The organism is Actinospongiicola halichondriae (assembly GCF_049103745.1).
Classification (GTDB): domain Bacteria; phylum Actinomycetota; class Acidimicrobiia; order Acidimicrobiales; family Salinilacustritrichaceae; genus Salinilacustrithrix; species Salinilacustrithrix halichondriae.
Genome location: NZ_CP171622.1, coordinates 2,643,339 through 2,669,228, shown reverse-complemented (window position 1 = coordinate 2,669,228; position 25,890 = coordinate 2,643,339). Strand labels below are relative to the sequence as shown.

Annotated in this window: 23 protein-coding genes and 1 pseudogene; 18 read left to right on the top strand and 6 right to left on the bottom strand. The window is 68.6% G+C overall.

Annotation, left to right across the window (positions count from 1 at the left end):
- Positions 1-14: 14 nt before the first annotated feature.
- The 7 genes from AB8619_RS13110 to AB8619_RS13080 all read left to right on the top strand — a co-directional run bounded on the left by AB8619_RS13110 (position 15) and on the right by AB8619_RS13080 (position 6,292).
- Positions 15-911: a type II secretion system F family protein gene (locus AB8619_RS13110; protein WP_436793075.1), complete on the top strand. Its 897-nt coding sequence runs from the start codon at positions 15-17 to the stop codon at positions 909-911.
- 33 nt (positions 912-944) lie between these two features.
- Positions 945-1,271 carry an Asp-tRNA(Asn)/Glu-tRNA(Gln) amidotransferase subunit GatC gene (gene gatC, locus AB8619_RS13105; RefSeq protein WP_436793074.1) on the top strand — a complete coding sequence of 109 codons (327 nt, stop codon included), beginning with the start codon at positions 945-947 and terminating at the stop codon, positions 1,269-1,271.
- Positions 1,268-2,686 (top strand): Asp-tRNA(Asn)/Glu-tRNA(Gln) amidotransferase subunit GatA, encoded by a 1,419-nt coding sequence (gene gatA, locus AB8619_RS13100; RefSeq protein ID WP_436793073.1) that lies wholly within the window; start codon positions 1,268-1,270, stop codon positions 2,684-2,686. The genes gatC and gatA overlap by 4 nt, the downstream gene beginning before the upstream one ends.
- Positions 2,683-4,110 carry an Asp-tRNA(Asn)/Glu-tRNA(Gln) amidotransferase subunit GatB gene (gatB, locus tag AB8619_RS13095; protein ID WP_436793072.1) on the top strand — a complete coding sequence of 476 codons (1,428 nt, stop codon included), beginning with the start codon at positions 2,683-2,685 and terminating at the stop codon, positions 4,108-4,110. The genes gatA and gatB overlap by 4 nt, the downstream gene beginning before the upstream one ends.
- Entirely contained in the window at positions 4,107-4,607 is a 501-nt protein-coding gene (locus AB8619_RS13090; RefSeq protein WP_436793071.1) for a hypothetical protein, read from the top strand. Before gatB ends, AB8619_RS13090 begins: the two co-directional genes overlap by 4 nt.
- A gap of 72 nt (positions 4,608-4,679) precedes the next feature.
- Complete coding sequence (locus AB8619_RS13085) at positions 4,680-5,843, top strand: molybdopterin-dependent oxidoreductase (RefSeq protein WP_436793070.1); 1,164 nt, start codon at positions 4,680-4,682, stop codon at positions 5,841-5,843.
- On the top strand, positions 5,840-6,292 hold the full coding sequence (locus AB8619_RS13080; RefSeq protein WP_436793069.1) for a hypothetical protein: 453 nt from the start codon (positions 5,840-5,842) through the stop codon (positions 6,290-6,292). Before AB8619_RS13085 ends, AB8619_RS13080 begins: the two co-directional genes overlap by 4 nt.
- Here AB8619_RS13080 and AB8619_RS13075 read toward each other — a convergent pair.
- Both AB8619_RS13075 and AB8619_RS13070 read right to left on the bottom strand, forming a co-directional pair.
- Positions 6,273-7,577 (bottom strand): MATE family efflux transporter, encoded by a 1,305-nt coding sequence (locus AB8619_RS13075; RefSeq protein ID WP_436793068.1) that lies wholly within the window; start codon positions 7,575-7,577, stop codon positions 6,273-6,275. The genes AB8619_RS13080 and AB8619_RS13075 overlap by 20 nt on opposite strands.
- A 3-nt stretch (positions 7,578-7,580) precedes the next feature.
- A complete protein-coding gene (locus AB8619_RS13070) occupies positions 7,581-8,387 on the bottom strand; it encodes an alpha/beta hydrolase (protein ID WP_436793067.1) in 807 nt (268 codons plus the stop codon).
- A gap of 156 nt (positions 8,388-8,543) precedes the next feature.
- On the opposite strand from AB8619_RS13070, the pseudogene ilvD reads away from it, so the two are divergent.
- The 6 genes and pseudogenes from ilvD (at position 8,544) to AB8619_RS13040 (ending at position 15,081) form a co-directional block, all read left to right on the top strand.
- Positions 8,544-10,177, top strand: a pseudogene (gene ilvD, locus AB8619_RS13065) (dihydroxy-acid dehydratase).
- Between the two features lie 43 nt (positions 10,178-10,220).
- Positions 10,221-10,796 (top strand): diaminobutyrate acetyltransferase, encoded by a 576-nt coding sequence (gene ectA, locus AB8619_RS13060; RefSeq protein WP_436793066.1) that lies wholly within the window; start codon positions 10,221-10,223, stop codon positions 10,794-10,796.
- Between the two features lie 89 nt (positions 10,797-10,885).
- Positions 10,886-12,196 carry a diaminobutyrate--2-oxoglutarate transaminase gene (gene ectB, locus AB8619_RS13055; protein ID WP_436793065.1) on the top strand — a complete coding sequence of 437 codons (1,311 nt, stop codon included), beginning with the start codon at positions 10,886-10,888 and terminating at the stop codon, positions 12,194-12,196.
- Positions 12,193-12,606, top strand: coding sequence for an ectoine synthase (locus AB8619_RS13050; protein WP_436793064.1), 414 nt, complete (start codon positions 12,193-12,195; stop codon positions 12,604-12,606). Before ectB ends, AB8619_RS13050 begins: the two co-directional genes overlap by 4 nt.
- Positions 12,603-13,529, top strand: coding sequence for an ectoine hydroxylase (thpD, locus tag AB8619_RS13045; protein WP_436793063.1), 927 nt, complete (start codon positions 12,603-12,605; stop codon positions 13,527-13,529). Before AB8619_RS13050 ends, thpD begins: the two co-directional genes overlap by 4 nt.
- A gap of 82 nt (positions 13,530-13,611) precedes the next feature.
- On the top strand, positions 13,612-15,081 hold the full coding sequence (locus AB8619_RS13040) for a WS/DGAT/MGAT family O-acyltransferase (protein ID WP_436793062.1): 1,470 nt from the start codon (positions 13,612-13,614) through the stop codon (positions 15,079-15,081).
- Positions 15,082-15,097: 16 nt separating this feature from the next.
- Here AB8619_RS13040 and AB8619_RS13035 read toward each other — a convergent pair whose 3' ends face one another.
- Both AB8619_RS13035 and AB8619_RS13030 read right to left on the bottom strand, forming a co-directional pair.
- Entirely contained in the window at positions 15,098-17,053 is a 1,956-nt protein-coding gene (locus AB8619_RS13035) for a DUF4012 domain-containing protein (protein WP_436793061.1), read from the bottom strand.
- Between the two features lie 7 nt (positions 17,054-17,060).
- On the bottom strand, positions 17,061-17,465 hold the full coding sequence (locus tag AB8619_RS13030; RefSeq protein WP_436793060.1) for a hypothetical protein: 405 nt from the start codon (positions 17,463-17,465) through the stop codon (positions 17,061-17,063).
- A gap of 303 nt (positions 17,466-17,768) precedes the next feature.
- Between AB8619_RS13030 and AB8619_RS13025 the strand changes: the two genes are divergently transcribed.
- The 3 genes from AB8619_RS13025 to ilvC all read left to right on the top strand — a co-directional run bounded on the left by AB8619_RS13025 (position 17,769) and on the right by ilvC (position 21,201).
- A complete protein-coding gene (locus AB8619_RS13025; protein WP_436796386.1) occupies positions 17,769-19,538 on the top strand; it encodes an acetolactate synthase large subunit in 1,770 nt (589 codons plus the stop codon).
- On the top strand, positions 19,538-20,080 hold the full coding sequence (ilvN, locus tag AB8619_RS13020) for an acetolactate synthase small subunit (protein WP_436793059.1): 543 nt from the start codon (positions 19,538-19,540) through the stop codon (positions 20,078-20,080). Before AB8619_RS13025 ends, ilvN begins: the two co-directional genes overlap by 1 nt.
- 83 nt (positions 20,081-20,163) lie before the next feature.
- Entirely contained in the window at positions 20,164-21,201 is a 1,038-nt protein-coding gene (gene ilvC, locus AB8619_RS13015) for a ketol-acid reductoisomerase (RefSeq protein ID WP_436793058.1), read from the top strand.
- A 4-nt stretch (positions 21,202-21,205) separates the two neighbouring features.
- Here the strand turns inward: ilvC and AB8619_RS13010 are convergent, their stop codons facing one another.
- Both AB8619_RS13010 and AB8619_RS13005 read right to left on the bottom strand, forming a co-directional pair.
- Positions 21,206-22,609, bottom strand: coding sequence for an amidase (locus AB8619_RS13010; protein ID WP_436793057.1), 1,404 nt, complete (start codon positions 22,607-22,609; stop codon positions 21,206-21,208).
- Between the two features lie 70 nt (positions 22,610-22,679).
- Entirely contained in the window at positions 22,680-24,377 is a 1,698-nt protein-coding gene (locus AB8619_RS13005; protein ID WP_436793056.1) for an ABC1 kinase family protein, read from the bottom strand.
- 96 nt (positions 24,378-24,473) lie between these two features.
- On the opposite strand from AB8619_RS13005, the gene AB8619_RS13000 reads away from it, so the two are divergent.
- A complete protein-coding gene (locus AB8619_RS13000; protein ID WP_436793055.1) occupies positions 24,474-24,980 on the top strand; it encodes an RrF2 family transcriptional regulator in 507 nt (168 codons plus the stop codon).
- The gene (locus tag AB8619_RS12995; RefSeq protein WP_436793054.1) at positions 24,977-25,888 is read left to right on the top strand and encodes an NAD-dependent epimerase/dehydratase family protein; all 912 of its coding nucleotides are present in this window, start codon (positions 24,977-24,979) and stop codon (positions 25,886-25,888) included. The genes AB8619_RS13000 and AB8619_RS12995 overlap by 4 nt, the downstream gene beginning before the upstream one ends.
- Positions 25,889-25,890 lie beyond the last annotated feature (2 nt).

Below are 25,890 nucleotides of genomic sequence, written 5' to 3'. Positions count from 1 at the left end.
TTCCGGAGGACGTCATGATCGTCTGGCTCGCTGCCCTCATCGTCTCGCTCGGCGTCGCACTCGCAGTCTGGGCGCTCAAGCCCGATCCGCAGATGGTGGCCGTCGGCGTCGACCCGGAGGACGTCGTCCCGACGTCCCGCGCCATGGAGTTGGAACGGTCGGCCGCAGAGCGGATCTTCGAACCGACAGCCGCAGCGATCTCCAAGGTGGTCAACCGGTTCATGCCTTCCGGCGTGCTCGACGCCACCGCTCACACACTCCGCGTCGCCGACCTCGACAAGCGCTGGCGTCCCGAGATCATCGTCGGCATGCAGGTCGCCGGGTTCGTGTTCGGTGTGGCGTTCTCGGCGTATTACCTGAGCAGTTCGGGATCGACACGGACCAACCTGATGGTCTGTGGCCTGGTCGTCGCGCTCTTCACCATGGGCCCCAACGCCAAGATCAAGCGCATGGCCGACGATCGTCGCAAGGCGATCACCAACGAACTGCCCGACGTCCTGGATCAGCTGAAGGTGACGGTCGAGGCGGGCATGAGCTTCGACGGCGCCCTCCTCCGGGCCGGCCAGGAGGGCCGTGGCGTCCTCACGACCGAACTCCTCAAGGCCGTGAACGACATGCAGCTCGGTCTCTCCCGAGGCGAGGCCCTCCAAGCCGTCGCCGACCGGACCGATGTTCCCGATCTCCGGCAGTTCGTGACCGCGGTCCGCCAGGCCGAGAAGCACGGCTTCCCACTCGCCAACATCTTGAAGCTGCAGGCGCTCGAGCTCCGTGACCGCCGTCGGGCCCGGGCGGAGGAGCGGGCGATGCAGGTGCCCGTGAAGATCACGTTCCCGCTGGTCTTCTGCATCCTGCCCGCGTTGTTCATCGTGATCCTCGGCCCGGCCGCCGTCTCGGTCTCCCAAGGCTTCTGACCACGGCGGGGTGATCTCGTAGGCTCGCCCGACGTGCCCGAGACTCCTGCCTCCGTCCCACCGACGCCGATCACGACCGACGACGTCGCCAAGGTCGCGTCGCTGGCTCGGCTCACGTTGACCGACGCCGAACTCGAGGCGTTCACCGGTCAGCTCCGGTCGATCCTCGAGCACGCTCGCGACGTCGAGGCCCTCGACCTCGCCGACGTGCCGCCGACCAACCATCCGTATCCACTCCGCAACGTCTTCCGCCCCGACGAGGTGACACCGGGGGTCGACCGTGAGGAGGTGCTGGCCCAGGCCCCCTCGGCCGAGGCCGGCATGTTCCGGGTCCCGCCGGTGCTCGGAGAGGCACCGTGAGCGCCAACGAGATCGCCGCGGCCGTCCGTGCCGGAGACCGTTCCGCCGTCAGCGTCCTCGAGGAGCACCTCGGTCGCATCGAGGCCCGCGACGGCGAGATCCACGCGTTCAACCACGTGATGGTCGACGAGGCGCATCGCGCCGCCGAGGCCGTCGACGCGACCGTTGCGGCCGGGGGCGACCCGGGCCCCTTGGCCGGCGTCCCGATCGCGGTCAAGGACAACATGTGCACCCGAGGGGTGCCGACCACCTGCTCGTCCGAGATCCTGGGCCAGTGGCGTCCGCCGTACGACGCGACCGCGATCCAGCGTCTCGGAGACGCGGGCGGCGTCATCGTGGGCAAGACCAACCTCGACGAGTTCGCGATGGGCTCGTCGACGGAGAACTCGGCGTTCGGCCCGACGCGCAACCCGGTCGACACGACCCGTGTGCCCGGCGGCTCCTCCGGCGGCTCCGCTGCTGCGGTCGCCGCCGACTTCGCGGCGGTGTCGTACGGATCCGACACCGGCGGATCGATCCGTCAGCCGGCAGCGCTGTGTGGCGTGGTCGGCGTGAAGCCCACGTTCGGTCGTGTGTCCCGCTACGGCTTGATCGCGTTCGCGTCGAGCCTCGACCAGATCGGACCGTTCGCGGCCGACGTCGCCGACGCAGCACTGTGCACCGAGGTCGTGGCCGGGCATGACCCCCGGGACGCGACGTCGATCCCCGAGGCCTTCCCCTCGCTGCAAGCCGAACTGGGACGTGGCGTCGACGGGCTGCGGATCGGTGTCGTCTCCGAGTTGCTCGGCGAGGGCGTCGAACCCGAGGTCGCGGCGCGCACACGGGAGGCCGCTGACGCGCTCGCCGCCGCCGGTGCCACCGTCGAGGAGGTGTCGGTCCCGGCGACCGTGTTCGGGCTCTCGGCGTACTACCTGATCGCTCCGGCGGAGGCCTCGTCGAACCTGGCGCGCTTCGACGGCGTCCGCTTCGGCATCCGCGACGAGCGGGCATCGATGCCCGAGACCTACGACGCCACCCGCACCGCAGGCTTCGGTGCCGAGGTGAAGCGTCGGATCATGCTCGGCACCTACGCACTCTCGGCGGGGTACTACGACGCGTACTACGGCAAGGCCCAGCGGGTGCGGACGACGATCATCCGTGACTTCGAGTCGGCGTACGAACGCTTCGATGCGCTCATCAGCCCGAGCTCGCCCTGCGTGGCGTTCCGCCTCGGCGACAAGACCGCCGATCCGATGTCGATGTACCGCAACGACGTGTGCACGGTCCCGTCGAGCCTCGCCGGTCATCCGGCGATGTCGGTGCCGTTCGGGACCGGCGCCGACGGTCTGCCGGTCGGCATCCAGGTGATGGCCCCGGCGCTCGGGGAACCGATGATGTTCCGGGTCGCGGCAGCGATCGAGGGGGCGGCGTCATGACCGAGTCCACCCTTCCCCACGGTTACGAGATGGTCATCGGACTGGAGGTCCACACCGAACTCGCGACGGCGACGAAGCTGTTCTGCGGCTGTCCGAACCAGTTCGGCGACGAGCCGAACACCAACGTCTGCCCGGTGTGCCTCGGCCTCCCGGGTTCGATGCCGGTGCTCAACGCCCGGGCCATCGAGTTCGCGATGATCCTCGGACGGGCGCTGAACTGCACCGTCCGCCCGTCGGTGTTCGCCCGGAAGAACTACTTCTATCCGGACATGCCGAAGGACTATCAGATCTCCCAGTACGACCAACCGCTCAACATCGACGGACATCTCGACCTTCCGGACGGGACCCGCATCGGCATCGAGCGGGCCCATGTCGAGGAGGACACCGGCAAGTCGACCCACGTCGGCGGTGGCGGACGCATCCACGACGCGGGGTACTCCCTCGTCGACTACAACCGTTCCGGCGTGCCGCTGGTCGAGATCGTCTCGCGACCCGACCTCAAGAACGCCGACGAGGCGAAGGCGTACGCCTCCGAACTGCGAGCCGTGTTGGTCGCCACCGGCGTGTCCGACGCGAAGATGGAGGAGGGCTCGATGCGGGTCGACGCCAACGTGTCGGTCCGCCAACCGGGTGAGCCGCTCGGGACTCGCTGCGAGATCAAGAACCTGAACTCGATCCGGTCGCTGGGTCGGGCCATCGACTACGAGGCGCGACGCCAGATCGACCTCCTCGAGTCGGGTGAACGGGTCGTCCAGCAGACCCGTCACTGGAACGAGGACGACGGGCGCACGCACACGCTCCGGAGCAAGGAAGAGGCCGAGGACTACCGGTACTTCCCCGAACCCGACCTCGTGCCCATCGCTCCGGACGACCAGACCGTCGCCGACATCGACGCCGCGCTCCCACGGCTGCCGGCCGCTCGTCGGGCGAGCCTCGCCTCGACGGCTGGGGTGCCTGTCGCCGACGACCGAGTGGCGATCCTGGTCGAGCGCGGTCTCGACGACCTCGTCACCGAGGCGATCGGAGCCGGAGCCGAGGCCGACCGCACGCTGACCCGAGCGGTGAACGACCTGGCGCTCGACGGAGCCGACGGCATCGATCCCGCCGACCTGGCTGCGTTGATCACGATGGAGGCCGCTGGCGATCTGTCCGCGAGCCAGGCGAAGCAGGTCCTCGGTGACATGGCGGCGACGCATCGACCCCCGGCCGAGATCGCCGCCGAGCACGGCTTCGAGGCCGTCGACGTCTCCGAACTCGAAGCGCTCGTCGACGGACTGATCGAGGCCAACCCCGACCAGTGGCAGCGGTTCTGCGACGGCGACGGGAAGATGCAGGGCTTCTTCGTCGGCCAGGTGATGCGCGAGACCAAGGGTCAAGCCGACGGCAAGGTCGTCAACCAACTGCTCCAGCAACGACGCGGATGATCCGGGCAGCGGCGCTGGCCACGCTCGCGTTCGCGGTGTCGGCCTCGGCCGGTTGCAGCAGTGGTGGCGGCGAGGCTGCTGCACCCTCCTCGACGACGAGGGCCGCGTTGGTCGAGACGACACCCGCGACTGCGCCTCCGACCTACAGCGGCGAAGGCGGTGAGGCCTTCTGCGCGGCTCTGCGCGACGCCGACGACCGACCCGTCCTCGACCCGTTCCAGGCCGGGCTGGATGCACGTGAGGTGGAGCTGCGGCTCCGGGCACTGGTCGTGCGGTCCGAACAACTCGCCGCCGCAGCGCCGCCGGAACTCGCCGACGACGTCCAGGCCTTGGCCTCGGGTCTCGGTGCGCTCGACGAGACGCTGGCCGACCACGGCTACGACTTCGGTGCGGCCGGCGAGGCCGGTGCCGACCTCTCTGCGGTCGACGCGCCCGAGTTCGTCGACATCGGTGTCCGTGTCGCCGCGTATCGCGACCAGGTCTGCACCAGTCCCTGACTTCTGAACAAGCGGTGAAGCGAGTGGGTCGCCGCCCCCGCCGTGCGTGCACAGTCCGTAGGTTCCGGGGTCATGGCAGCGTCGATCGAGTGGCCGGATCTCGTGCGGGGGAGCGGTGAGGGCCAACGACCCGCCTCGCCGCTGCGCGACGAGCGGACGGCCGCGATCCTCGGCATCGCACTCGGCGTCAGTTTCACGGTGTGCTTCGCCACCGGCCTCTTCTCGCACTGGGCGCAGAGCCTGGACCCGATCGTCGCCTTCCCCGCTCGACCAGCGGGCCTCTACCGCGTCACCCAGGGACTCCACGTCTTCACCGGTGTCCTGTCGATCCCCCTGCTCCTCGCCAAGTTGTGGACCGTCCTGCCGAAGTTCTTCCGCCTTCCCCCGGTCGCTTCCCTTCCGCACCTGATCGAGCGGATCGCACTCCTGCCGTTGGTCGGCGGAGCGATCTTCCTCCTCTTCACGGGCTTCAACAACATCGTCGCCTGGTACCCGTGGGAGTTCGGTTTCGTCGCGGCTCACTACTGGGCGGCATGGATCACCATCGGCGGCCTCGTGGCGCACGTGGGCGCCAAGGTCGCCACGACGCGACGGGTCCTGCGGCGTGACGGTGACCCGGCGGAACCGCGAGCGGACGGCGGGCTCGGGCGTCGTGGGTTCCTGGCGGTCGTCGGCGGCCTGTCCGTGTTCCTCGCCTCATCGGTGGGAGCACAGACCATCGCGCCGTTCCGACGTCTCGGGCTGTTCTCCCCACGTGACCTGTCGAAGGGCCCACAAGGATTCCCGGTGAACTCGTCAGCCCGTCGGCGTGGAGTGACCGACGCCGCGCAGTCGCCCGACTACCGCCTCCGCGTCACCGGTGCCGTGGCACGCGAGCTGGCGTTCACGCTCGACGACCTCCGATCGCTGGAGCTGCACGAGGCCGAGTTGCCCATCGCGTGTGTCGAAGGGTGGAGCAAGTCGGCGAGATGGCGGGGCGTGCGTCTCCGTGACCTGCTCGCCATGGCAGGGGCGGCCGATGGCAGCAGTTGCACCGTGGTGTCGTTGCAGGAACGCGGCGGTTTCCGCTCCTCGTTCGTGAACGCGAACCATGCCGGCGACGGCGACACGTTGCTGGCGCTCGAGATCAACGGCGAGGAGTTGCACATCGACCATGGGTATCCGGTGCGGTTGATCGGCCCCAACCGTCCCGGCGTCAACCAGACCAAGTGGGTCACCGAGGTGCGCGTCTCGTGAAGCAGTTCCTGACCAGCGACGAGCCGAAGCCCTCGTACGGCGTGGGCTTCTGGGTCGGCCTCGTCCTCGGTGTTCCCGTCGTGGCCTACGGCCTGTGGGGGCTCGTCGACACCTTCCCTGGAGATCGTCTCGTCAACATCGCGACCTACTTCGTCGGCGGCGCCGTCGTCCACGACCTGATCGTCGCTCCGGCCGTGTGTGTGCTCGGCTGGTTGTTGCTGCGGTTCGTCCCCCGCGCCGCCGTCGGGCCGGTGCAGGCCGCAGCGGCGGTGTCGGCCGTCGTCGCACTCGTCGCCTGGCCGTTGGTCCGCGGCTACGGGGTCACCGCAGGAGAGCCGTCGTTCCTGTCGCGCGACTACACCGCGTCGGTGCTGGTCGTGTGGGGCGTCGTGTGGTCGGTGGCGGCGCTGGTGGTCGCCTTCCGACTGGTCAGCGCTCGGCGCCGGTGACGGCCCACGCATCCGACCGCCACCGCGCGGTGAGCGCGAGGCAGCGCGACGCCATCAGCACGCCGACCGTGGCCCAGACCCAGCCGATGCCGAGGTCGAGCCACAGGACGGCGCCGGCGACCGGAACGGTGCAGCACAGGGCACCGACCATCGCGATGGCCAGGAACCGCATGTCGCCGGCGCCGATGAGCAGGCCGTCGAGCACGAAGGCGAGCGCGTTGAGCGGCTGGAGCGCGGCGACCCAGAGCAGCAGGAATCCTGCGAGGGCGACGACGTGGTCGTCGTTGCTGAACAGCGACGGCAGCACCGGCCGGACGGCGAGGACGATCAACCCGGACACCACGCCGGCACCGATGCCCAGTTCGAGCATGCGCCGACCGACGGCCCGTGCGGTGGCGGAGTCGGCGGCACCGAGGTGACGGCCGATCAACGCCTGCCCTGCGATGGCGATGGCGTCCAGTGCGAGCGCGAGCAGGCTCATCACCGCGAACGCGATCTCGTGCGCTGCGACCTCGGTCGCGCCGATCCGCGCCGCCACGGCTGTGGTCAGGGTGAGCGCTCCTCGGAGCGCCATGGTCCGCACCAACAGGTCCCCGCCGGTCCGGCCGAGCGCCCGGATCGACGCCAGGTCGGGCATCCACGAGAGTCCACGCTCGACGACGGCACGACGGACCATCGCGACGTACACGGCGGCGGTGAGGACCTGGGCGACCACGGTGGCGAGCGCCGACGCTCCGATCCCGAACCCGAACCCGAAGATGAGGACGACCTCGAGCACCAGGTTGCCGATGGCTGCGGCGACGGCGACGAGGAGGGGTGTCCGTGTGTCCTGGAGACCGCGCAGGTAGCCGGTTCCCGCGAACGTCAGGAGCTGCGCCGGGATCCCCAGCGCCGAGATGCGCAGGTAGATCTCGGCGTTGGTCCGGACCGGTCCGGTGGCTCCGAGCACGCCGACGATCGGACCGGGGAACGCGACCGCCACGGTTCCGACGACGACGCCGATGCCGACGGCCAGCCAGAGCCCCTGGATGGCCTGCGCTGCGGCGTCGTCCTCGCGGCCGGCGCCGAGCAGTCGGGACACGGCGGCAGTGGTCCCGTAGGCGAGGAAGATGAAGATCGCGTAGCCGGACAGGAGGGCAGACGACGCCACGGCGAGGCCTGCGAGTTCGGTGGTCCCGATGTTGCCCACCACCGCGGTGTCGGCGAGCACGTAGAGCGGTTCGGCGACGAGCGCGCCGAGCGCGGGGATCGCCAGTCGAGCGATCTCCCGGTCATGGACGCGCACGTGTCACCGGATCGTCTGTCGGACCCAGTCGAGCACCAGGTGGAGCGAACCGTCGGCGGCGACGTCGAGCATGACGTCGTGACCGCCGGGGACCAGCTGGAGCTTGGTGCCGTAGGCCTTGGCGAGGCGGCGCTGTGACCGCACAGAGAAGATGCCGTCGTCCTGCGCGGCGAGGACCATGACCGGCACGTCGGCGACCCCTGGGCGGGTGAAGCGAGCGAGCATCGGCGGAAAGACGAGATAGGACTCGTTCTGGATGCGCGCGTGGGCTGCCCGCACGACCCCGTCATCGGTGTCGGCGCAGAAGAACGCTCGGCGAGCGAGCGTCTCGGTGTGGCACACACGGAAGAGGTCGGCCGTGAGCAACGCCCGGATGGTCGGGCCGGGCGAGTGGCGGAGCAGACGTGACGTAGCCCCGGCCACACCGCGCCGAGGCACCGAGGCCACGAGGACCACGCCGACCAGGTTGGACGGACGGTCCTCGAGGATCCGTTGGGTCACGTATCCGCCCATGGAGTGCCCGACGACGACGACGGGACCGTCGATCGAGTCGACCACGGTGCGAACGTGGGCGAGATAGCTCCCCATCCGGGGCCAGATCCGCTTGCGACTGCCGGGGCGGTCGTGCGCCGGCAGCGTGATCGAGGCCGTGGGGTAGCCCGAGCGCCGCGCCTCGGCGCTCCACTGCTCCCAGCACCACGGCCCGTGCCACGCCCCGTGCACGAACACGATCGTGGCCGGGGTCTCGGGCTCGTCCGACGTGCCGCCGCGCCCGGTTCGGGTCCCCAGAGTGGTGCCAGTGGTGCTCACCGGGCGATGTTGACACGCCGTCGCATCGATCGCGTGGTGTCTCGATGTGGGGTGGGTGTCTACCCTTGCGCCGTGCCGAACTCCCCAGAGAACGCAGACGAGACCTCCACCACCCCGGTCGACATCAAGCACCGATCGCGCGACGTCACCGACGGAATGGAGCGGGCACCGGCCCGCGCCATGCTCCGCGCCATCGGGATGACCGACGACGACTGGGGCAAGGCACAGATCGGCGTTGCGTCGTCGTGGAACGAGGTCACCCCCTGCAACATGCCGCTCGACCGTCTGGCCAAGCGGTCCAAGGTCGGGGTCCGCGACAGCGGTGGCTATCCGATCGAGTTCGTGACCGTGGCGGTCAGCGACGGCATCTCGATGGGCCACGAGGGCATGCGTGCGTCGTTGGTCTCCCGTGAGGTCATCGCCGACTCGGTCGAGACGGTCATGCACGCCGAGCGCCTCGACGGCCTGCTGACCTTCGCCGGCTGCGACAAGTCGCTGCCCGGCATGTTGATGGCTGCTGCCCGGATCAACGTTCCCGCAGTGTTCCTCTACGGCGGTTCGATCCTCCCCGGGCACCACAACGGCCAGGCTCTCGACATCGTGTCGGTGTTCGAGGCTGTCGGCGCCCGCGCCGCCGGCACCATCGACCAGTCCGAGCTCGACGCCATCGAACGCAACGCCTGTCCGGGCGAGGGTTCGTGCGCCGGCATGTTCACCGCCAACACCATGGCGGCGGTGTCCGAGGCCATCGGCATGTCGTTGCCGGGATCTGCGTCCGCACCCTCCGTCGACCGCCGACGTGACGATCTCGCCTACGCCTCCGGCCAGGCCGTGATGAACCTGATCGAGAAGGGCATCCGCCCGCGCCAGATCATGACCCGGGAGGCGTTCGAGAACGCCATCGCCGTCGTCATGGCACTCGGTGGTTCGACCAACGCCGTGCTCCACCTCCTCGCCATCGCCTACGAGGCCGAGGTGGAACTCGACCTGTCGGTGTTCAACGAGATCGCCGCCAAGGTGCCCCACATCGCCGACACCAAGCCCCACGGCAAGTACCACATGGTCGACATCGACCGGATCGGCGGCGTGCCCGTCGTCATGAAGCACCTGCTCGACGCCGGCCTGATCCACGGCGACTGCATGACGGTGACCGGCAAGACCGTGGCGGAGAACCTCGCCGAGATCGACCCGCCCGCCCCCGACGGTGAGGTCATCCACCCGTTGTCCGACCCGATCCACGAGATCGGCGGCCTCGCCATCCTCACGGGAACGCTCGCACCGAAGGGCTCGGTGGTGAAGGTCGCCGGGATCGACTTCGATCACTTCGAGGGTCCCGCACGTGTGTTCAACGGCGAACAGGACGCGATGGACGCGGTCCTCGACGGCCAGATCAACGCCGGCGACGTCCTGGTGATCCGGTACGAGGGACCCAAGGGCGGACCGGGCATGCGCGAGATGCTGGCCATCACCGGCGCCATGAAGGGTGCAGGACGCGGGGAGACTCCGCGCTCATCACCGACGGCCGCTTCTCCGGTGGCACCCACGGCTTCTGCATCGGTCACGTGGCGCCCGAAGCCGTCGACGGTGGCCCGATCGGCCTGGTCGAGGAGGGCGATCGCATCCGGATCGACGTCCGCGACCACACCATCGACCTCCTGGTCGACGAGGCCGACCTCGAGCAGCGGCGACTGTCGCTCAAGCATCCCGAACCGCGCTACACCAAGGGCGTTCTGGCCAAGTACGCCCGCCTCGCCGCCGGCGCCGAGAAGGGCGCCGTCACCGAAGCCTGAGCCGCTGCGCCCGGCGGACTCCGTCCGCCACTTCGTCCGTGGTGTGGCGTTGTTCACGTTCTGGTCTTTGTGTTCCGGGGTAGAGACCGGTATCAATGGAGACGACGTGCCACCCCTGACGGCCAACGCCAATGGATCTGCTTTGCGCTTCCGACGACCTCGGATGGCGGACGGGTCGGCGCTCTGGTCCCTGGCACGAGCCAACGGTCTCGACGAGAACTCGCCGTACGCCTACCTCCTGTGGGCCGAGTACTTCGCTGACACGACGGTCGTGGCGACGACCGAGGACGACGACGACACGCCCATCGGTTTCGTCACCGCGTTCGCCCGTCCCGACGAACCCGGGACCGTCTTCGTCTGGCAGATCGGCGTCGACGACGGGCATCGTCGACGTGGCATCGCTGGCTCGCTGCTCGACCAACTGGCCGAGCGGACGGGTCTCGACCATCTCGAGGCGACGGTCACACCGACCAACGTCGCGTCGGAGACGCTGTTCCGCCGGTTCGGCGAACGACACTCGGCTGCAGTGGTGACCGACGACCTCTTCCCCGAGGACGTCTTTCCGCCCGGCCACGAGCGAGAGGTCCGATTCCGTATCGGCCCGGTGAACGCCCCCTAGTCGTCGTCGGGTCGCCGCGGGTTCCCGCGCGCACCCGGACGAGAACGAACGCCCCCCCCAGATCCGCAACCCAGGAAGCAGAGACATCCATGGAGATCTTCGAGAGCCTCGAGTCCGAGGTACGCGGCTACTGCCGCTCATGGCCGACCGTGTTCGAGTCGGCACAAGGCCACATCATGAAGGCAGAGGACGGCAAGGAGTACCTCGACTTCTTCGCCGGCGCCGGAGCCCTGAACTACGGACACAACCACCCAGTGCTCATCAAGGCGCTCCAGGAGCACCTGTCGAACAACGGCTTCATCCACGCGCTCGACATGTCGACGACCACGAAGCGTTCGTTCATGGAGCGCTTCGACGACGTGATCCTGAAGCCGAGGAACCTCGAGTACAAGCTCCAGTTCCCCGGACCCACCGGCACGAACGCGGTGGAGGCGGCGCTCAAGTTGGCGCGCAAGGTCACCGGACGCGACCGGGTCGTCGGGTTCACCAACGGCTTCCACGGCATGACGCTGGGCTCGCTGTCGGTCACCGGCAACGCCATGAAGCGCGGCGGGGCCGGTGTCGCACTCGGCAACGCCACGTCGATGCCGTTCGCCAACTTCCTGGGCGACGACGTCGACAGCCTGCACGTCCTCGAGACCATGGTCATGGGTGACTCCAGCGGACTCGACGAGCCCGCCGCGGTCATCGTCGAGACCACCCAGGGCGAAGGTGGCATCAACCCCGCCTCCGCCACGTGGATGCGCGGTCTCGACGAGATCTGCAAGCGCCACGGGATCCTGTTGATCATCGACGACATCCAGGTCGGCTGCGGCCGGACCGGCCCGTTCTTCTCCTGGGAGGAGATGGGCATCGACCCCGACATCGTCACGCTGTCGAAGTCGCTCGCCGGATCCGGGCTCCCCATGGCCCTGGTCCTGATGAAGCCGGAGCACGACGTCTGGGATCCGGGCGAACACAACGGCACGTTCCGCGGCAACAACGCGGCGTTCGTCACCGCGACGGCGGCGCTCGAGCACTTCTGGACCGACGACCGCCTCACGAGCTCGGTCGACGCCAAGTCGGCACGAGTCCGTGCCGGCCTCGAGACGCTCATGGCCGATCATCCCGGTCTCTTCTCCGACGTCCGCGGTCGCGGGCTCATCATGGGTCTGGAGGCCTCGGTCCCCGAGATCTCGCAGATGATGGCGCAGGGTGCGTTCGAGCGTGGCCTGATCATCGAGACCGCCGGTGCCGAGGACGAGGTCATCAAGCTCCTCCCGCCCCTCGTCGTCACCAACGAGGCGATCGACCGGGCCATCGAGATCCTGGCCGAGATCGCTGCCGACTTCGACGAGAAGATGGTGGAAGATCTGCGGACAGAACGAGCCGCCCAGAAGGACACGGAGAACCAGTCATGATCGTCCGCAACCTCGACGACATCGTCGGCACCGACCGCGACGTGAAGGCCGAGACCTGGGAGTCGCGCCGGCTCTCGCTGGCCGACGACCGCATGGGATTCTCCATGCACGACACGATCCTGTACGCCGGCACCGAAACGCACATGTGGTACAAGAACCACCTCGAAGCGGTGTACTGCATCGCCGGCAAGGGGACCATCGAGGACAAGGCCACCGGCGAGGTCCACGAGATCGGTCCCGGGACCATCTACCTGCTCGATCAGCACGATCAACACATCGTGCGAGCCGAGGAGGACCTCCGGATGGTCTGCACGTTCAACCCGCCCGTCACCGGTCAGGAGACCCACGACGAGGACGGCGCCTACCCCCTGCTCACCCTGGAAGACACGGAGGACCCCGCCACAGCATGAAGACGCTGCGTGCCCCATCGATCGACACCGAACGCGACCTGTACCCCTCGAGGCTCGGTCGTCCGCCCGAACTGCTGCCCCGCCGCCATCCGGTGGTGTACCCCGGCGGCGAGGGACCGCTCGATGCGGTGCAGGTGCGCCGCTTCGACGAGCGAGGATTCCTCACCGTCGAGGACGTGTTCGGAACCTCGGAGGTCGAATGGTTCGACGAGGCACTCCACGCGTTGATGGACTCGATGACCGCGGACGACGCCCACCGGGTGATCCGGGAGCCTCAGTCCGATGCCGTCCGGTCCGTCTTCGCGTTCCACGCCGATGACGGTCCGCTGGCCTCGGTGTGCGGCGACGATCGTCTCGCCGGGGTGGCGCGTCAACTGCTCGCCTCGGACGTGTACGTGCACCAGAGCCGGGTCAACCGCAAGCCCAGCCTGCGCGGCCGCGACTTCCAGTGGCACTCGGACTTCGAGACCTGGCACACCGAGGACGGCATGCCCGCTCCCCGCTGCCTCAGCGCCAGCGTGGCGCTCACCGACAACCACGAGTTCAACGGCCCGCTGATGGTGATGCCGGGTTCGCACCACTGGTTCGTCTCGTGCGTCGAGCCGACCCCGGACGCGAACCACGAGACGTCGCTGAAGCGCCAGGAGGTCGGTGTCCCCGAGGAGGAGAGTCTCTTCGAGGTCTACGAACACTGCGGGATCGAACAGTGCACCGGCCCGGCGGGATCGGTCACCTTCTTCGACTCGAACCTCCTGCATGCGTCTTCGAGCAACGTGTCGCCGCTGTCGCGACGGAATCTGTTCATCGTCTTCAACAGCGTCGAGAACGCATTGCGTGACCCCTACTCGGCTCCCCAGCGCCGTCCGGAACACATCGCCTCGCGGCAGATCCGGCCGCTCGCCGGCGCCGCCGTCGGGAGCTGACGCCGGTCTGAACCCTCGGCAGTGGCGGATGTCACGTGCATCGGCCACGATGTGCGTGACATCCGCAACGAGGGGTACCGAGATGCAGCAACTCACCGGGGTCGACGCCTCCTTCCTCTACATGGAATCGTCGACGACGTTCGGTCATGTGTCGTCGCTGATCGTCTTCGACCCGAAGGACACCGACGGTGGCGGGTACGAGGCGACGAAGGAGCTCTTCCGCGAGCGGCTCTCCCTCCTCGATCCCATGCGGCGCAAGCTCGTCGAGGTCCCCTTCAACCTCGACCATCCGTACTGGATCGAGGATCCTGACCTCGATCTCGACTTCCACATCCGGGAGACGGCAGTCGCTCCGCCGGGCAACCCGGAGCAGGTGGCCGAGCTCGTCGCTCGGCTGATCGCTCGTCCCCTCGACCGCAGCCGGCCGCTGTGGGAGCTCTACGTCATCAACGGTCTCGAGGGCGGCAAGATCGCGCAGCTGACCAAGGTCCACCATGCAGCGATCGACGGCGTGGGCGGGGCGCAGTTGCTCGGCAACATCCTCGACCTCGAGCCGGAGGCCGGTCCACGTGATCTCCCGCCGATGCCCGAGCGCGAGGCGACCCCCAGCCAGGAAGAGATGCTCGTGCGAGGACTGACCTCGCTCGCGACACGGCCCTACAAGCAGGGCCGCATCGTGGTCCGGGCTCTCCAGGAGCTCCCGGCGATCGGTCGGGCGATCGACGTGGCGAGCATGGCCAAGCGCCTCCCGCAACCGGTGGCACAGTTGCTCGGACAGGGAGCCCGGCGGCTGGAGGACGAGCCGCCGGCGATCTCCAAGACCGGTGGATTCACCGTGCCCTCGACACGGTTCAACAACAAGATCGGCCCGCACCGTCGCTTCGCCTACACCGCGGTGTCGCTGGAGGAGATCAAGGCGGTCAAGACGGCGCTCGGCGTGACGGTCAACGACGTGGTGCTCGGCATGTGCTCCGGCGCGCTCCGTGCCTACCTCGACAAGCACGGCGAACTCCCCGAGGAGTCGCTGCGGTGCATGATCCCCGTCTCGGTCCGTACCGAGGACCAGGCCAACACGTACGGCAACCAGGTGTCGGGCATGCTCGCCGCCTTGGCAACCGACGTCGCCGACCCGGTCCAGCGGCTCCAGGTCATCCACGGCGAGACGACGCGTGCCAAGGAGAGTCTCGGTGCCCTCCCGGCCGACCTCCTCACCGAGGTCGCCGACTTCGCCCCGCCGGCGATCGCCGCCCGTGCGTCACGCGTGATGGCCCGCACGGCGTTGGCCAACCGCGTCGACCCGCCCTTCAATGTCATCATCTCCAACGTGCCCGGACCGCAGTTCCCGCTGTACTCCGGTGGTGCGGAGATGTTGACCTACATTCCGGTGTCGGCGATCGCCGACACGCAAGGGCTCAACATCACGATCATGTCGTACAACGGCCGATGCGACTTCGGCCTCGTCGCCTGTCGTGACGCCGTGCCCGACCTGTGGGATCTGTGCCACATGCTCGAGGATGCGCTCGAGGAGCTCAAGGACGTCGCCGGCGTCTGAGGCCGTCGTCTGAGGTCTAGGCCAGCAGACCAGCCACGAGCACGAGGACGAACCCGAGCGACACGAGCGTCGCGCCGGTCACGTTGTCGATGGTCGCGGCGCGTGCGCCGTCGCGGTCGGGGTCTCGACGAGCGCCGACGAGAACGGTGGTGGCGCCGGCAGCGGCCACGAGGACGCCGGCCCACGCAGCGACGAGCCACCGCTCGTCTGCCTGCTCGGGGAAGGGCCCGAACCCGATGCCCACGACCTGTCCGTCGTCGAACGGCACGCCGTTCACGGTCCAGGGGACCGGTCGCACACGGGCCGACGGGAGCACCCGCATGCCGGGGATGGAGCGGGGGAGGAGATAGGTCGTGGTCACGACCCTCGACTCGCCTCTCGGGAGCGTGAACCGGGTGCCGATCACCTTCGACTCGCCGTCGAAGCCGATCTCGGAGACCTGGGCGCCGGGCATGGCGAGTTCGGTGGCGGCCGCCGGGACCTGGGTGGTGACGAGCATGCGATGCGTCCCGTCGTCGAAGTAGGGCCCCTCGATGTACTTCACGGTCAACTCGCGGTCGGGGTGGACGACGGTGGTCTCGAGCGTGACCAGCCAGTGATCGTCGTCGGCTCGGACCGCGGTGACGTCCACGGCGGCGTCGAGGTACCAGTCGAGCTTGTTGGCTGCGGTGTTCTGCACCGAGACGAGGGTCTCGTCCCCGGTCACGTCGCCGTCGATCTCCAGCGACGCGAAGAGGTCCTGAAGCACGGGGTCGCGCGACCACGCCATCAGGTGTCGTCCCTCGGCCGACCGTTGGAGTGCCGCCACGACATCGAGGAGGTCGACGTCGCGTTCCTCGATGGCCTCGAACAGCTTCTGCGCGAGGTCACTCTGCGCGTCTCGTCGGAGTGCACGGGGCACGCCGTCGAAGTCGATGTAGGTCTGGTTGAGGACGAGTTGCGGCGCGGTCTCGCTGTTGTACTCGGTCCCGTCCACGACGATCGGTCCGACGACGTCCAGCAGTTCGGCGAGCGCGAGGGCATCGATGTGGATGGCGCCGCCCGTGACCCACCCCTGGGTGTCCTCGGCGATGTCGGCGAACATCGGTGCCGTACGCGGGAAGTCGGGGATCACGGCGGTCTCGGGGAAGTCCATCCCGAGCAACCAGTTCGGGTAGGTGGCCGCCAGCGCCGGGTCGATGTCGGCGTTGAACTCGCCGGTCGGCGTGGTGGTGAACAGTTCCTTGGTCGCGGCCTTGAACTCGCTCAGCTCGATGTCGCCACGGCCGAGCGTCGCGACGCCGACCTGGAGTGGCATGGCGGCGCCCGCTCGCATCTCTGCGTTGTTCCCGACCATGACGAGGTACTCGGTCGGTCCGGCCAGCAGGTCGCGCAGGGCCGCGACCTGCGCTCGAAGGGGTGCGAGACGGTCGGGGATCTCGTCGAGCGACTCGACGAGCGAGGCACGGGCGTCTGCGACCGGGCCGAGCAGGTTCCCGTCCGCTCCCACCTCGAGATCGCGCGCCACTCGTTCGACTCGGATCAGCTCCTCGCCGACGACCTCGAGCAGTTCGACACGTGCCGCCGGGTCGTCGCCCGCGCGATCGAGGGCGTCGGCGACCCGTCCGCCGGTGACGGCCGCCTCATCGCCCAGCGTCTCGGCGGCTCGTGCCAGGTCGCGGAACGCCTCGATCTGGTCGCCGACGACCGGCAGGGGAGCGAGGACAGCGAAGAACGGGCTGCCGTCCGCCACCGAGGACGCGTGGGACAGGTCACGAGCGGCGTCGTCGAGGATCGCCTCGATCCCGACCTCGCGGATCTGATCGAGGTCCAGGGCGTCGAGGCGATCCTTGCCCGACTCGAGGTCAGCTCGGATGCGCAGGAGATCGACGATCGTGCCCGCCAGGAGCACGCCGAGGATCAGCAGGGCAGCAACAGTGATGGATCGGCGCGGTCCCCAGCGCCTCGCCGCCCCAGGGGCGGTCGCGGGCAAGCCCGTGTCAGATGCGGGACTGTGCGATGCGGCGGGCCGCGAGTGCGACCGTGACCATGCCACCGGCGATGCCGAGGGTGAGGAGTGCGTTGCCGCCGGTCACGGGCAGCGAGCCGCCGCCGGTGTCGTCGCAGCCGACCTGGAAGGGAACGGCGACCGAGCCGGCGGCGAGGCCGGAGACACTGGCGTCGCTGGCCGAGCCGTTGGACCCGTTGGAGCCGTTCGAACCGTTGGACCCGTTCGAGCCGTTGGACCCGTTGTCCGGCTCGGTGGTCGTGGTGGTGTCGGCCGTCGTGCTCGTCGTGGTGGTGCAGTCGGTCTGGGCCGATGCGCTGGACGAGTAGCCGAGGAGGAGCGCTGCGGAGAGACCCACGAGCGCGGTGAGCATGAGGGCGTAGCGGCGAATCTGCACGGGTGACTCCTGAGAGGACGAAGACGTGACGAACATCACGTCAGGCGGGGACAACATAGTCGAAACCTTGTCCGACAAGGGTTCTTCGTCCCTTTCGTACTCTCCTTCTCCTGCCGCCCGATGGTTGTCGGTTGTCTCTCGTGGCCCCGGCTGCGATACTCGTTCCCGTGCAGACCATCCGTCGACTCTCGGTAGTACTCCACTAGCGCACGTCGTCGAACACCGTCCGCGTGCGCCCTCCGACCTCCCGAATGGGAGGTCGTCGTCGTTTTCGGGAACACTCTCACCACGCAACCACAGGAGCTGATCGTGCAACTCAACGGGGGACAAGCCCTCATCAAGGCTCTCGAGATGGAGGGGGTCGACATCATCTTCGGTCTGCCGGGCGGCGCGATCCTCCCGGTGTACGACCCGATCATCGACTCCTCGATCCGGCACGTCCTGGTGCGACACGAACAAGGCGCCGGCCACATGGCCGAGGGCTACGCCCACGTCACGGGCAAGCCGGGCGTCTGCATGGTGACCTCCGGACCGGCGGCGACCAACGTGGTCACCCCGCTGGCCGACGCCTACCTCGACTCGGTCCCGATGATCTGCATCACCGGTCAGGTGGCCTATGCGGCCATCGGCTCCGATGCATTCCAGGAGTGCGACACGACCGGCATCACGATGTCGGTGACGAAGCACAACTACCTGATCTCCGACGCCGCGGACATCCCACGCGTCGTGCGCGAGGCCTTCCACATCGCCACCACGGGCCGCCCGGGTCCGGTCCTCATCGACGTCCCCAAGGACATCGTCGACCCGACCAATCCTCGCTCGATGATGGAGTGGTACTGGCCGACGGACGAGGAGGTCGTCGCCGGCCTCCCCGGCTACCGGCCCACGACCAAGGGTCACCCCCGCAAGATCAAGGAGGCGGCCGAGCTGATCCTCGCCGCCGAGCGCCCGGTCATCTACGCGGGTGGAGGCATCCTCAAGGCGCGAGCCGCTGAGGCGCTGAAGGAGTTGGCCGAGCTGACCGACATCCGGGTCGTGACGACCCTGATGGCACGTGGCGCGTTCCCCGACGACCACGAGCTGTGCCTCGGCATGCCGGGCATGCATGGCAACTACACCGCGGTCATGTCGTTCCAGGAGACCGATCTCCTCATCACCCTCGGCGCCCGGTTCGACGATCGTGTCACCGGCAAGCTCGACGAGTTCGCGCCGCACGCGAAGGTGATCCACGCCGACATCGACCCGGCTGAACTCGGCAAGAACCGTCAACCCGACGTCCCCATCGTCGGCGACGCACGCCTCGTCATCGAGGAGCTCGTGACGACCATCAAAGGCCTGCTCGACAGTGGTCGCACCATGGCCGACTCGAGCGAGTGGAAGTCGACGCTGAGCGGGTGGCAGGAGCGTCATCCCCTTCACTACGACGCGCCGGAGCCGGGCGGAAAGCTCAAGCCGCAGTTCGTGCTCGAGACCCTCCGTGACAACACGCCAGACGACACGATCGTGTGTTCCGGTGTCGGTCAGCACCAGATGTGGACCAGCCAGTACTGGCACTTCAACCACCCCTACACCTGGGTCAACTCCGGCGGCCTCGGCACCATGGGCTTCTCGGTGCCCGCCGCCGTCGGCGCCAAGGCGGCCATGCCCGACCGGATGGTCTGGGCCATCGACGGCGACGGTTGCTTCCAGATGACCGCCCAGGAGTTGGTCACGGCCACGGTCGAGAAGATCCCCGTGAAGATCGCCATCCTGAACAACAGCTACCTCGGCATGGTCCGACAGTGGCAGGAGATGTTCTACGACGAGCGGTACTCCGAGGTGTTCCTCAGCAAGGACGTGCCCGACTACAAGATGTGGGCCGAGTCCATGGGCTGCGCCGGGTTCCGGGTCGACTCGCCGGAGGAGGTCCTGCCGACCATCCTCAAGGCCAACGAGATCAACGACCGTCCGGTGGTCATCGACTTCCGCACCGATGCATCCGAGAAGGTCTTCCCCATGGTCGCCTCGGGGCTGTCCAACTCGACGGTCATGGTCCACCCCACCCAAGCCGCCGAGACGGGGGAGGGACTCTGATGGCTGTCACCAAGCCGATCCGCCACCACACGCTCGTCGTCCTCGTCGAGAACAAGGCCGGCGTGCTCACCCGCGTGGCGGCGCTGTTCGCCCGACGGGGGTTCAACATCTACTCGCTGGCGGTCGCCCCGACCGACGACGACGAGCGCTTCAGTCGCATCACCATCGTTGTCGACGTCGAGTCCTCGCCGCTCGAACAGATCACCAAGCAGCTCTTCAAGCTGGTCAACGTGGTCAAGATCTCCGAGCTCGACCCCGCCGACTCGGTCGAGCGCGAGCTGATGATCGCCACCGTGAAGGCCGATCCGTCGGTCAGAGGACAGGTCATCGAGCTGATCGACGTGTTCGACGGTCAGGTCATCGACGTCGGGTTCGACGAGCTGTCGATGGCCGTCCACGGACATCCCGACCAACTCGACGACGTCGAGGAGCTCCTGCGCCCCTACGGGATCGTCGAGCTCCAGCGGACCGGCCGCGTCGCGCTCCCCAAACTCGAACGCACACCACCCCGACTCAAATCGGTCCCCACCAGGGCCACCTGACACACTCCCAAACCGAAAATTTCGTCGATCGCTCAGGACTGTCCTGAGGAAGTGACGACAGATTCCCAGAGAAGGAACCTCGAATGCCTGCAACCGTGTACTACGAAGCTGACGCCGACCAGAGCCTGATCCGTGGCCGCAAGGTGGCCGTGCTCGGCTACGGCTCGCAGGGTCATGCCCACGCCCAGAACCTCGCCGACTCCGGCGTCGACGTGCGTGTCGGCATCCGCGAGGGCTCGTCCTCCAAGGCCAAGGCCGAGGCCGCGGGTCTCAAGGTCCTGTCCGTCGCCGATGCGTGCGCCGAGGCCGACCTCATCGTGATGACCCTGCCCGACACGAAGCAGAAGGAGATCTACGACGCCGAGATCGCGCCGAACCTCTCCTCGGGCGACGCCCTGTGCTTCACGCACGGCTTCAACGTCCGCTACGACCTGATCAAGGCGCCCGAGGGCGTCGACGTGATCATGATCGCCCCCAAGGGCCCGGGCCACCTCGTGCGCCGGACCTACACCGAGGGCGGCGGCGTGCCGTGCCTCATCGCCGTCGACCAGGACGCATCGGGCAAGGCCAAGGCGCTGGCCCTCAGCTACGCCGACGCCATCGGTGGCGGCCGCGCCGGCATCCTCGAGACCACCTTCACCGAGGAGACCGAGACCGACCTCTTCGGTGAGCAGGTCGTCCTCTGCGGCGGCCTCACCGAACTCGTCCGTGCCGGCTTCGAGACGCTCACCGAGGCGGGCTACCAGCCCGAGTCGGCGTACTTCGAGTGCCTCCACGAGCTCAAGCTGATCGTCGACCTCATGTACGAAGAGGGCATCGCCGGGATGCGCTACTCGATCTCCGACACCGCGGAGTACGGCGACCTCACCCGCGGGCCGCGGATCATCACGCCGGCCGTCAAGGCCGAGATGCGCAAGGTCCTCGACGAGATCCAGGACGGCCGCTTCGCCCAGGAGTGGGTCGACGAGGCCAACGGCGACCGCGCCAACTACGACCGCCTCCGCAAGGCCGGCGAGGACCACCCGATCGAGAAGGTCGGCAAGGAACTGCGCGGGATGATGCCCTTCATCTCCGCCGGCAAGACCTCGGTCCAAGACGCCGCAGGCGGCGCTCAGGAATAGGCGTTCAGGAGTAGGGGGTCACCGGGTGGCGTTCGAGCCACCCGGTCGCCTCCTCCAACTGGGCAGCGACGCGGATGAGGACGTCCTCGCGTCCGTGCGCTGCCACCAGCTGTACGCCGATCGGGAGACCCCCGTGCAGTGACGCGGGCACGGCCATGGCCGGCTGGCCCGAGACGTTGAACGGAGCGCACCAGGCGATGAGTCGAGCGTCGTCGTGGTCGTCGCCCGTACGTGGCGGAGGCGTCGGCACGACCGGGCAGAGAAGCACGTCGTGGTCGGTCCACCAGCCGAGCATCCGGCGCGTCCACGCCTGCGCCAGCTCGCGCGCCTCGAGGAGGCCGGCGCCCGTGACCGAACGCCCGATCTCCCGGAGCAGGAGGTTCATCGGCTCGAGCTGTTCGTCCGGGATCGGGTGTCCGATGACGCGGGGCCAGTGGTGGTCGATGGCCCATGCGGTACCCGAGGCGTAGTGCGGCATCGCGAAGGCGCCGATGTCCTCGTCGAGCGCCTCGGGGTGTTCCTCGGTCACGATGTGCCCGAGACGTTGGAGTTCGGCCGCCGTGGCGCGGATCGCGGCTTGTACGGGCTCGTCCACGACGGCTGAGGCCGTTGCCGTGACGAACCCGATCCGCATCTGACCCGGCGGTGTCGCCGCGTCCTCGACGTACGAGGCGCTGGACGGCCAGGTGGGGTGCCAATCGCCCGTCGCGGGTCGGGAGCAGACCGCGTCGAGGACTGCTGCGGTGTCGCGGACCGACCGCGAGACGACGAGTTCCTCGGCGAGTCCGCCCATGGCGTCGAAGAAGTCCGGCGCCATGCACGAGCGCCCCCGGCTGGGCTTGAGGCCGACCAGTCCACAGTGCGAGGCCGGTGCTCGGATCGACCCACCGACGTCGTTCGCGTGGGCGACGGGGACGATCCCGGCCGCCACGGCGGCAGCAGATCCGCCACTCGATCCGCCAGGGTTGTGCTCGAGGTTCCACGGGTTGTTGGTCGGTCCGTACGCCACCGGTTCGCACACGGGCCTCATGCCGAACTCCGGGACGTTGGTCCGTCCGAGCGAGATGAGGCCGGCCTCGCGGAAGCGGACCGCGAGCACCTGGTCCTCGTCGGCGGTCCAGCCGATCTCCTTCAGGTGCGCGTTGCCCTCGTGGAACGGAAGCCCGGCCTCGTGGGACACCAGGTCCTTGCTGAGGAAGGGCACCCCGGCGAACGGGCCGTCCGAGGCCGGTGACTCGGCCGCGTCGAGTGCCCGTTCGAGCGTGGGATGGATCACGGCGTTGAGTACCGGGTTCCGCGACTCGAGACGGCCGATCGCCGCCACGACGATCTCGCGTGACGTGGCTGCGCCGGATCGGATCAGGGCGGACTGTGCGGTGGCGTCGAGACGCTCGAAATCGTCGGGCATGCGGTGACCGTAGGCCGGTCGGGGCCCACTGGTTTCGCGTTCGACGAGATCCGAGCGCGAGCGATGGGCGTCAGGTCGACCGTCGTCGCCGCATCCGATCGCGGCGGTCGGTGACCAGGACGTGTCCGAGCAACACCAGGCCCCCGATCGCGGCGAGGACGAAGAACACGACGGCGATGGCCGGCGCACCCAGGAGGGTGACGTCGGTCTCGACGCGCATCGCCAGCGCGGCGCCGACGAGCATGGCGGCCAGGACGATGCCCGTCGTGACCCGGGTGGCGATCTTCTCCATGCTTCGCATGAGCTCGTCCTGGTCGATGGCGTCGACGTTCACGCGGAGGTTGCCGTCGGCGAGGTCGGTGAGGATCCGATCGGCGCGACGGGGGAGGTTCTCGACCAGGCGCGCCGTGTCGAGGGCGGCGCGTGCGGCTCGTACCCGGCTGGCGCCGGACTCGACCTTGTGGCGCAGGAGCGCCCCGGTGTGGTCGACGACGGTGTCGTTGGGCACGAAGTCGGGGTCGAGCGACCGGGTGACCTCGTCGAGGTGCAGGAGCGCCTTGCCGACCATCGCGAGTTCTGCGGGGGGACGCAGGTCGGCCGCCGCGCATGCACGCGAGAGCTGGAGGAGCACCGATCCGGTGTCGAGTCGGGAGATCGCTGCGCCGGCGTGGCGCCCGAGCAGTTCGGCCAGGTGGACCTCGAGGCTGGCGCGGTCGTAGTCGGCGAGCGGCGTCCCGGCGTCCTCCAGTACCCGCACGGCGTCGTCGGCCCGCTGCTCGGCGATCGCCAGCGTGAGGTCGAGCATGTGGTCACGCATGCGGTGGCCGAGCCGGGCCACCATGCCGAGATCGATGAGCACGAGCGCGTCGTCGGTCAGCAGCACGTTGCCCGGATGTGGATCGGCGTGGACGATCCCGTGCACGAGGATCTGGTCGATGTAGGCCCGCACGAGCTCGTCGGCCAGGACCGAGCCGTCGATGTCCTGGCGAGCGAGGGGCGACAGGTCGCGAACGCTGCGCCCGTCGACGAAGTCCATCGTCAGGACCCGGCGGGTCACCAGTCGGTCGACCGGCGCCGGCACGCTCAGGTGCTCACGGTCCTCGAGCAGGGCGGCGAACGTGTGCAGGTTGTCGGCCTCGGTCCGGAAGTCGAGTTCGGCGACGAAGCTGGTGCGGAACATGTCGAGGAAGTCGACGAACGCGAACCGCCGGCCGAGTTCGGTGGTGGCGTCGACGATGCCGGCCAGGTCGGCGAGCACGTCGAGGTCGCGTCGGACGGTCTCGGCGATCTCGGGTCGCTGGACCTTCACGACCACCTCGCGGCCGTCGGCCAACGTCGCCCGATGGACCTGGGCGATGGAAGCAGCCGCGAGAGGTTCGGGATCGAACCGGGCGAAGACGTCCTGTGTCCGGACGCCCAGTTCGCGTTCGATGACCTGGCGGACCTGCTCGACGGGGATCGGCTCGACCTCGTCCTGGAGTCGTTGCAGCGCATCCAGGTACACGGCAGGGAGCAGGTCGGCCCGAGTCGAGAGCATCTGCCCGAGCTTCACGAACGTGGGGCCCATGCCCTCGAGGTCGGATGCGAACCGTTCGGCGGCCTCGACTTCGCCGGCGCCATCGCCCTCGGACGCGGTCTCGAGGTCCTGGAGTTCGGCCTCGAGCCCCGCCTGGTCCATCAGGTCGGGCCGAGCATGGCGCACGAGGAGTCGCAGGACGTCGGCGTGCCGCGACAGGCGATCGGGTTTCAGAGTCGGAACGAGGCCCACGGGGGACTCTCTTCCCCCTGGTCGAGGCCCTCAGTCAGACGACCTGAGAACTCATTATCTGGACAATGAATATCCGGGATGTCTAGTGTCCGGGTAATGCGGATGAGTGAGGGTGTCGAATGGGCGATCCACAGCTGCACGATGCTGGCGTTCGTCCCGGACGATCAGGCGTTGCCCGCGGGCAAGCTCGCCGAGTTCCACGGTGTGCCGCCGGCGTACCTGGCCAAACATCTCCAGGCCTTGGTGCGCGCGGGGATCTGTTCATCGGTGCCAGGACCTCGCGGTGGTTTCCGCCTGGCCCGTCCGGCCGAGGAGATCACGCTGCTCGACATCACGTTGGCAGTCGATGGTGAGGGCACCGCCTTCCGCTGCAGCGAGATCCGTCAACGGGGACCTGCATCCCAGGACGACCCCTCCTGCTACCGGGACACGTGCTCCATCGCGCTGGCGATGTGGCGTGCCGAAGATGCGTGGCGAGCCGAGCTCCGCCGCGTGACGCTCGCCGAGATCGGCGGGAACCTCGCGTCGGTCGTCGACCCGAGGCAGTTGACCGAGAGTGCGGTCTGGCTCGACCAGACCCTGAACAGAGGAGCGAGCACATGAAGGTCTTCGTCGCAGGAGGAACCGGCGTGATCGGCCGGCGAGCGGTACCCGCTCTCGTCGAAGCCGGACACGACCTCACCGTGGTGGCCCGGACCGAGGAGCGCGATGGCCTGGTCGAGCGGATGGGAGGAACCCCCGTCCGCGTCGACCTGTTCGACGCAGCGGGCCTCCGGTCGGCGGTGGCCGGTCACGACGCCGTCGTGAACCTCGCCACGCACATCCCCCCGCTCAGCAAGGCGGCCAGGGCGGCGAGTTGGTCCGAGAACGACCGCATCCGGACCGAGGGATCGGTCAACCTCGCCGATGCTGCTCGGATGAACGACGTCGGGCGTCTGGTCCAGGAGTCGATCACGTTCCCGTACGTCGACGGTGGCGATGCCTGGGTCGACGAGGACACGCCTCGGCCGGCGTCGGAGTTCAGTGCGTCGGTCGACGTCGCCGAGGGTGCGGCGCTCGGGTACGCAGACGGTGCCGGAGTCGTGCTCCGTTTCGCGCAGTTCCACGCACCGGATGCTTCCCACATCTCGACATACGCACGAGCGTTCGCCATGCGGTCCAACCCGCTCGTCGGGGATCCGGACGCCTACATGTCGTTCATCGGGATGGATGCTGCGGCGCGCGCCGTCGTCGCTGCGCTGACGGTGGCGCCGGGGGTCTACAACATCGCCGACGACGATCCGCCCACGCGCCGCCAGGCGGGAGCGGCCGTGGCCGAGGAGCTGGGGAAGGGGCGACCGTTCCACCTGCCGACCGGTGTGGTCCGCCGGCTCATGCCGTCGTCCGAGGTGCTCGCTCGCTCGCACCGGATCTCGAACGCGCGTTTCAAGGACGCGACCGGCTGGAAGCCCGACTTCGCGGGCGGTGAGGGACTGGCCCGATCCATCGCCGATCACGTGGCGGCACGCTGACG

What these genes read in the sequence shown, in the direction of transcription:
- AB8619_RS13110 (WP_436793075.1), top strand. Translation starts at nt 15, where the DNA reads ATGATCGTCTGGCTCGCTGCCCTCATCGTCTCGCTCGGCGTCGCACTC.
- gatB (WP_436793072.1), top strand. Translation starts at nt 2,683, where the DNA reads ATGACCGAGTCCACCCTTCCCCACGGTTACGAGATGGTCATCGGACTG.
- AB8619_RS13090 (WP_436793071.1), top strand. Translation starts at nt 4,107, where the DNA reads ATGATCCGGGCAGCGGCGCTGGCCACGCTCGCGTTCGCGGTGTCGGCC.
- AB8619_RS13085 (WP_436793070.1), top strand. Translation starts at nt 4,680, where the DNA reads ATGGCAGCGTCGATCGAGTGGCCGGATCTCGTGCGGGGGAGCGGTGAG.
- ectB (WP_436793065.1), top strand. Translation starts at nt 10,886, where the DNA reads ATGGAGATCTTCGAGAGCCTCGAGTCCGAGGTACGCGGCTACTGCCGC.
- AB8619_RS13050 (WP_436793064.1), top strand. Translation starts at nt 12,193, where the DNA reads ATGATCGTCCGCAACCTCGACGACATCGTCGGCACCGACCGCGACGTG.
- thpD (WP_436793063.1), top strand. Translation starts at nt 12,603, where the DNA reads ATGAAGACGCTGCGTGCCCCATCGATCGACACCGAACGCGACCTGTAC.
- AB8619_RS13040 (WP_436793062.1), top strand. Translation starts at nt 13,612, where the DNA reads ATGCAGCAACTCACCGGGGTCGACGCCTCCTTCCTCTACATGGAATCG.
- ilvN (WP_436793059.1), top strand. Translation starts at nt 19,538, where the DNA reads ATGGCTGTCACCAAGCCGATCCGCCACCACACGCTCGTCGTCCTCGTC.
- ilvC (WP_436793058.1), top strand. Translation starts at nt 20,164, where the DNA reads ATGCCTGCAACCGTGTACTACGAAGCTGACGCCGACCAGAGCCTGATC.
- AB8619_RS13010 (WP_436793057.1), bottom strand. Translation starts at nt 22,609, where the DNA reads ATGCCCGACGATTTCGAGCGTCTCGACGCCACCGCACAGTCCGCCCTG.
- AB8619_RS13000 (WP_436793055.1), top strand. Translation starts at nt 24,474, where the DNA reads ATGCGGATGAGTGAGGGTGTCGAATGGGCGATCCACAGCTGCACGATG.
- AB8619_RS12995 (WP_436793054.1), top strand. Translation starts at nt 24,977, where the DNA reads ATGAAGGTCTTCGTCGCAGGAGGAACCGGCGTGATCGGCCGGCGAGCG.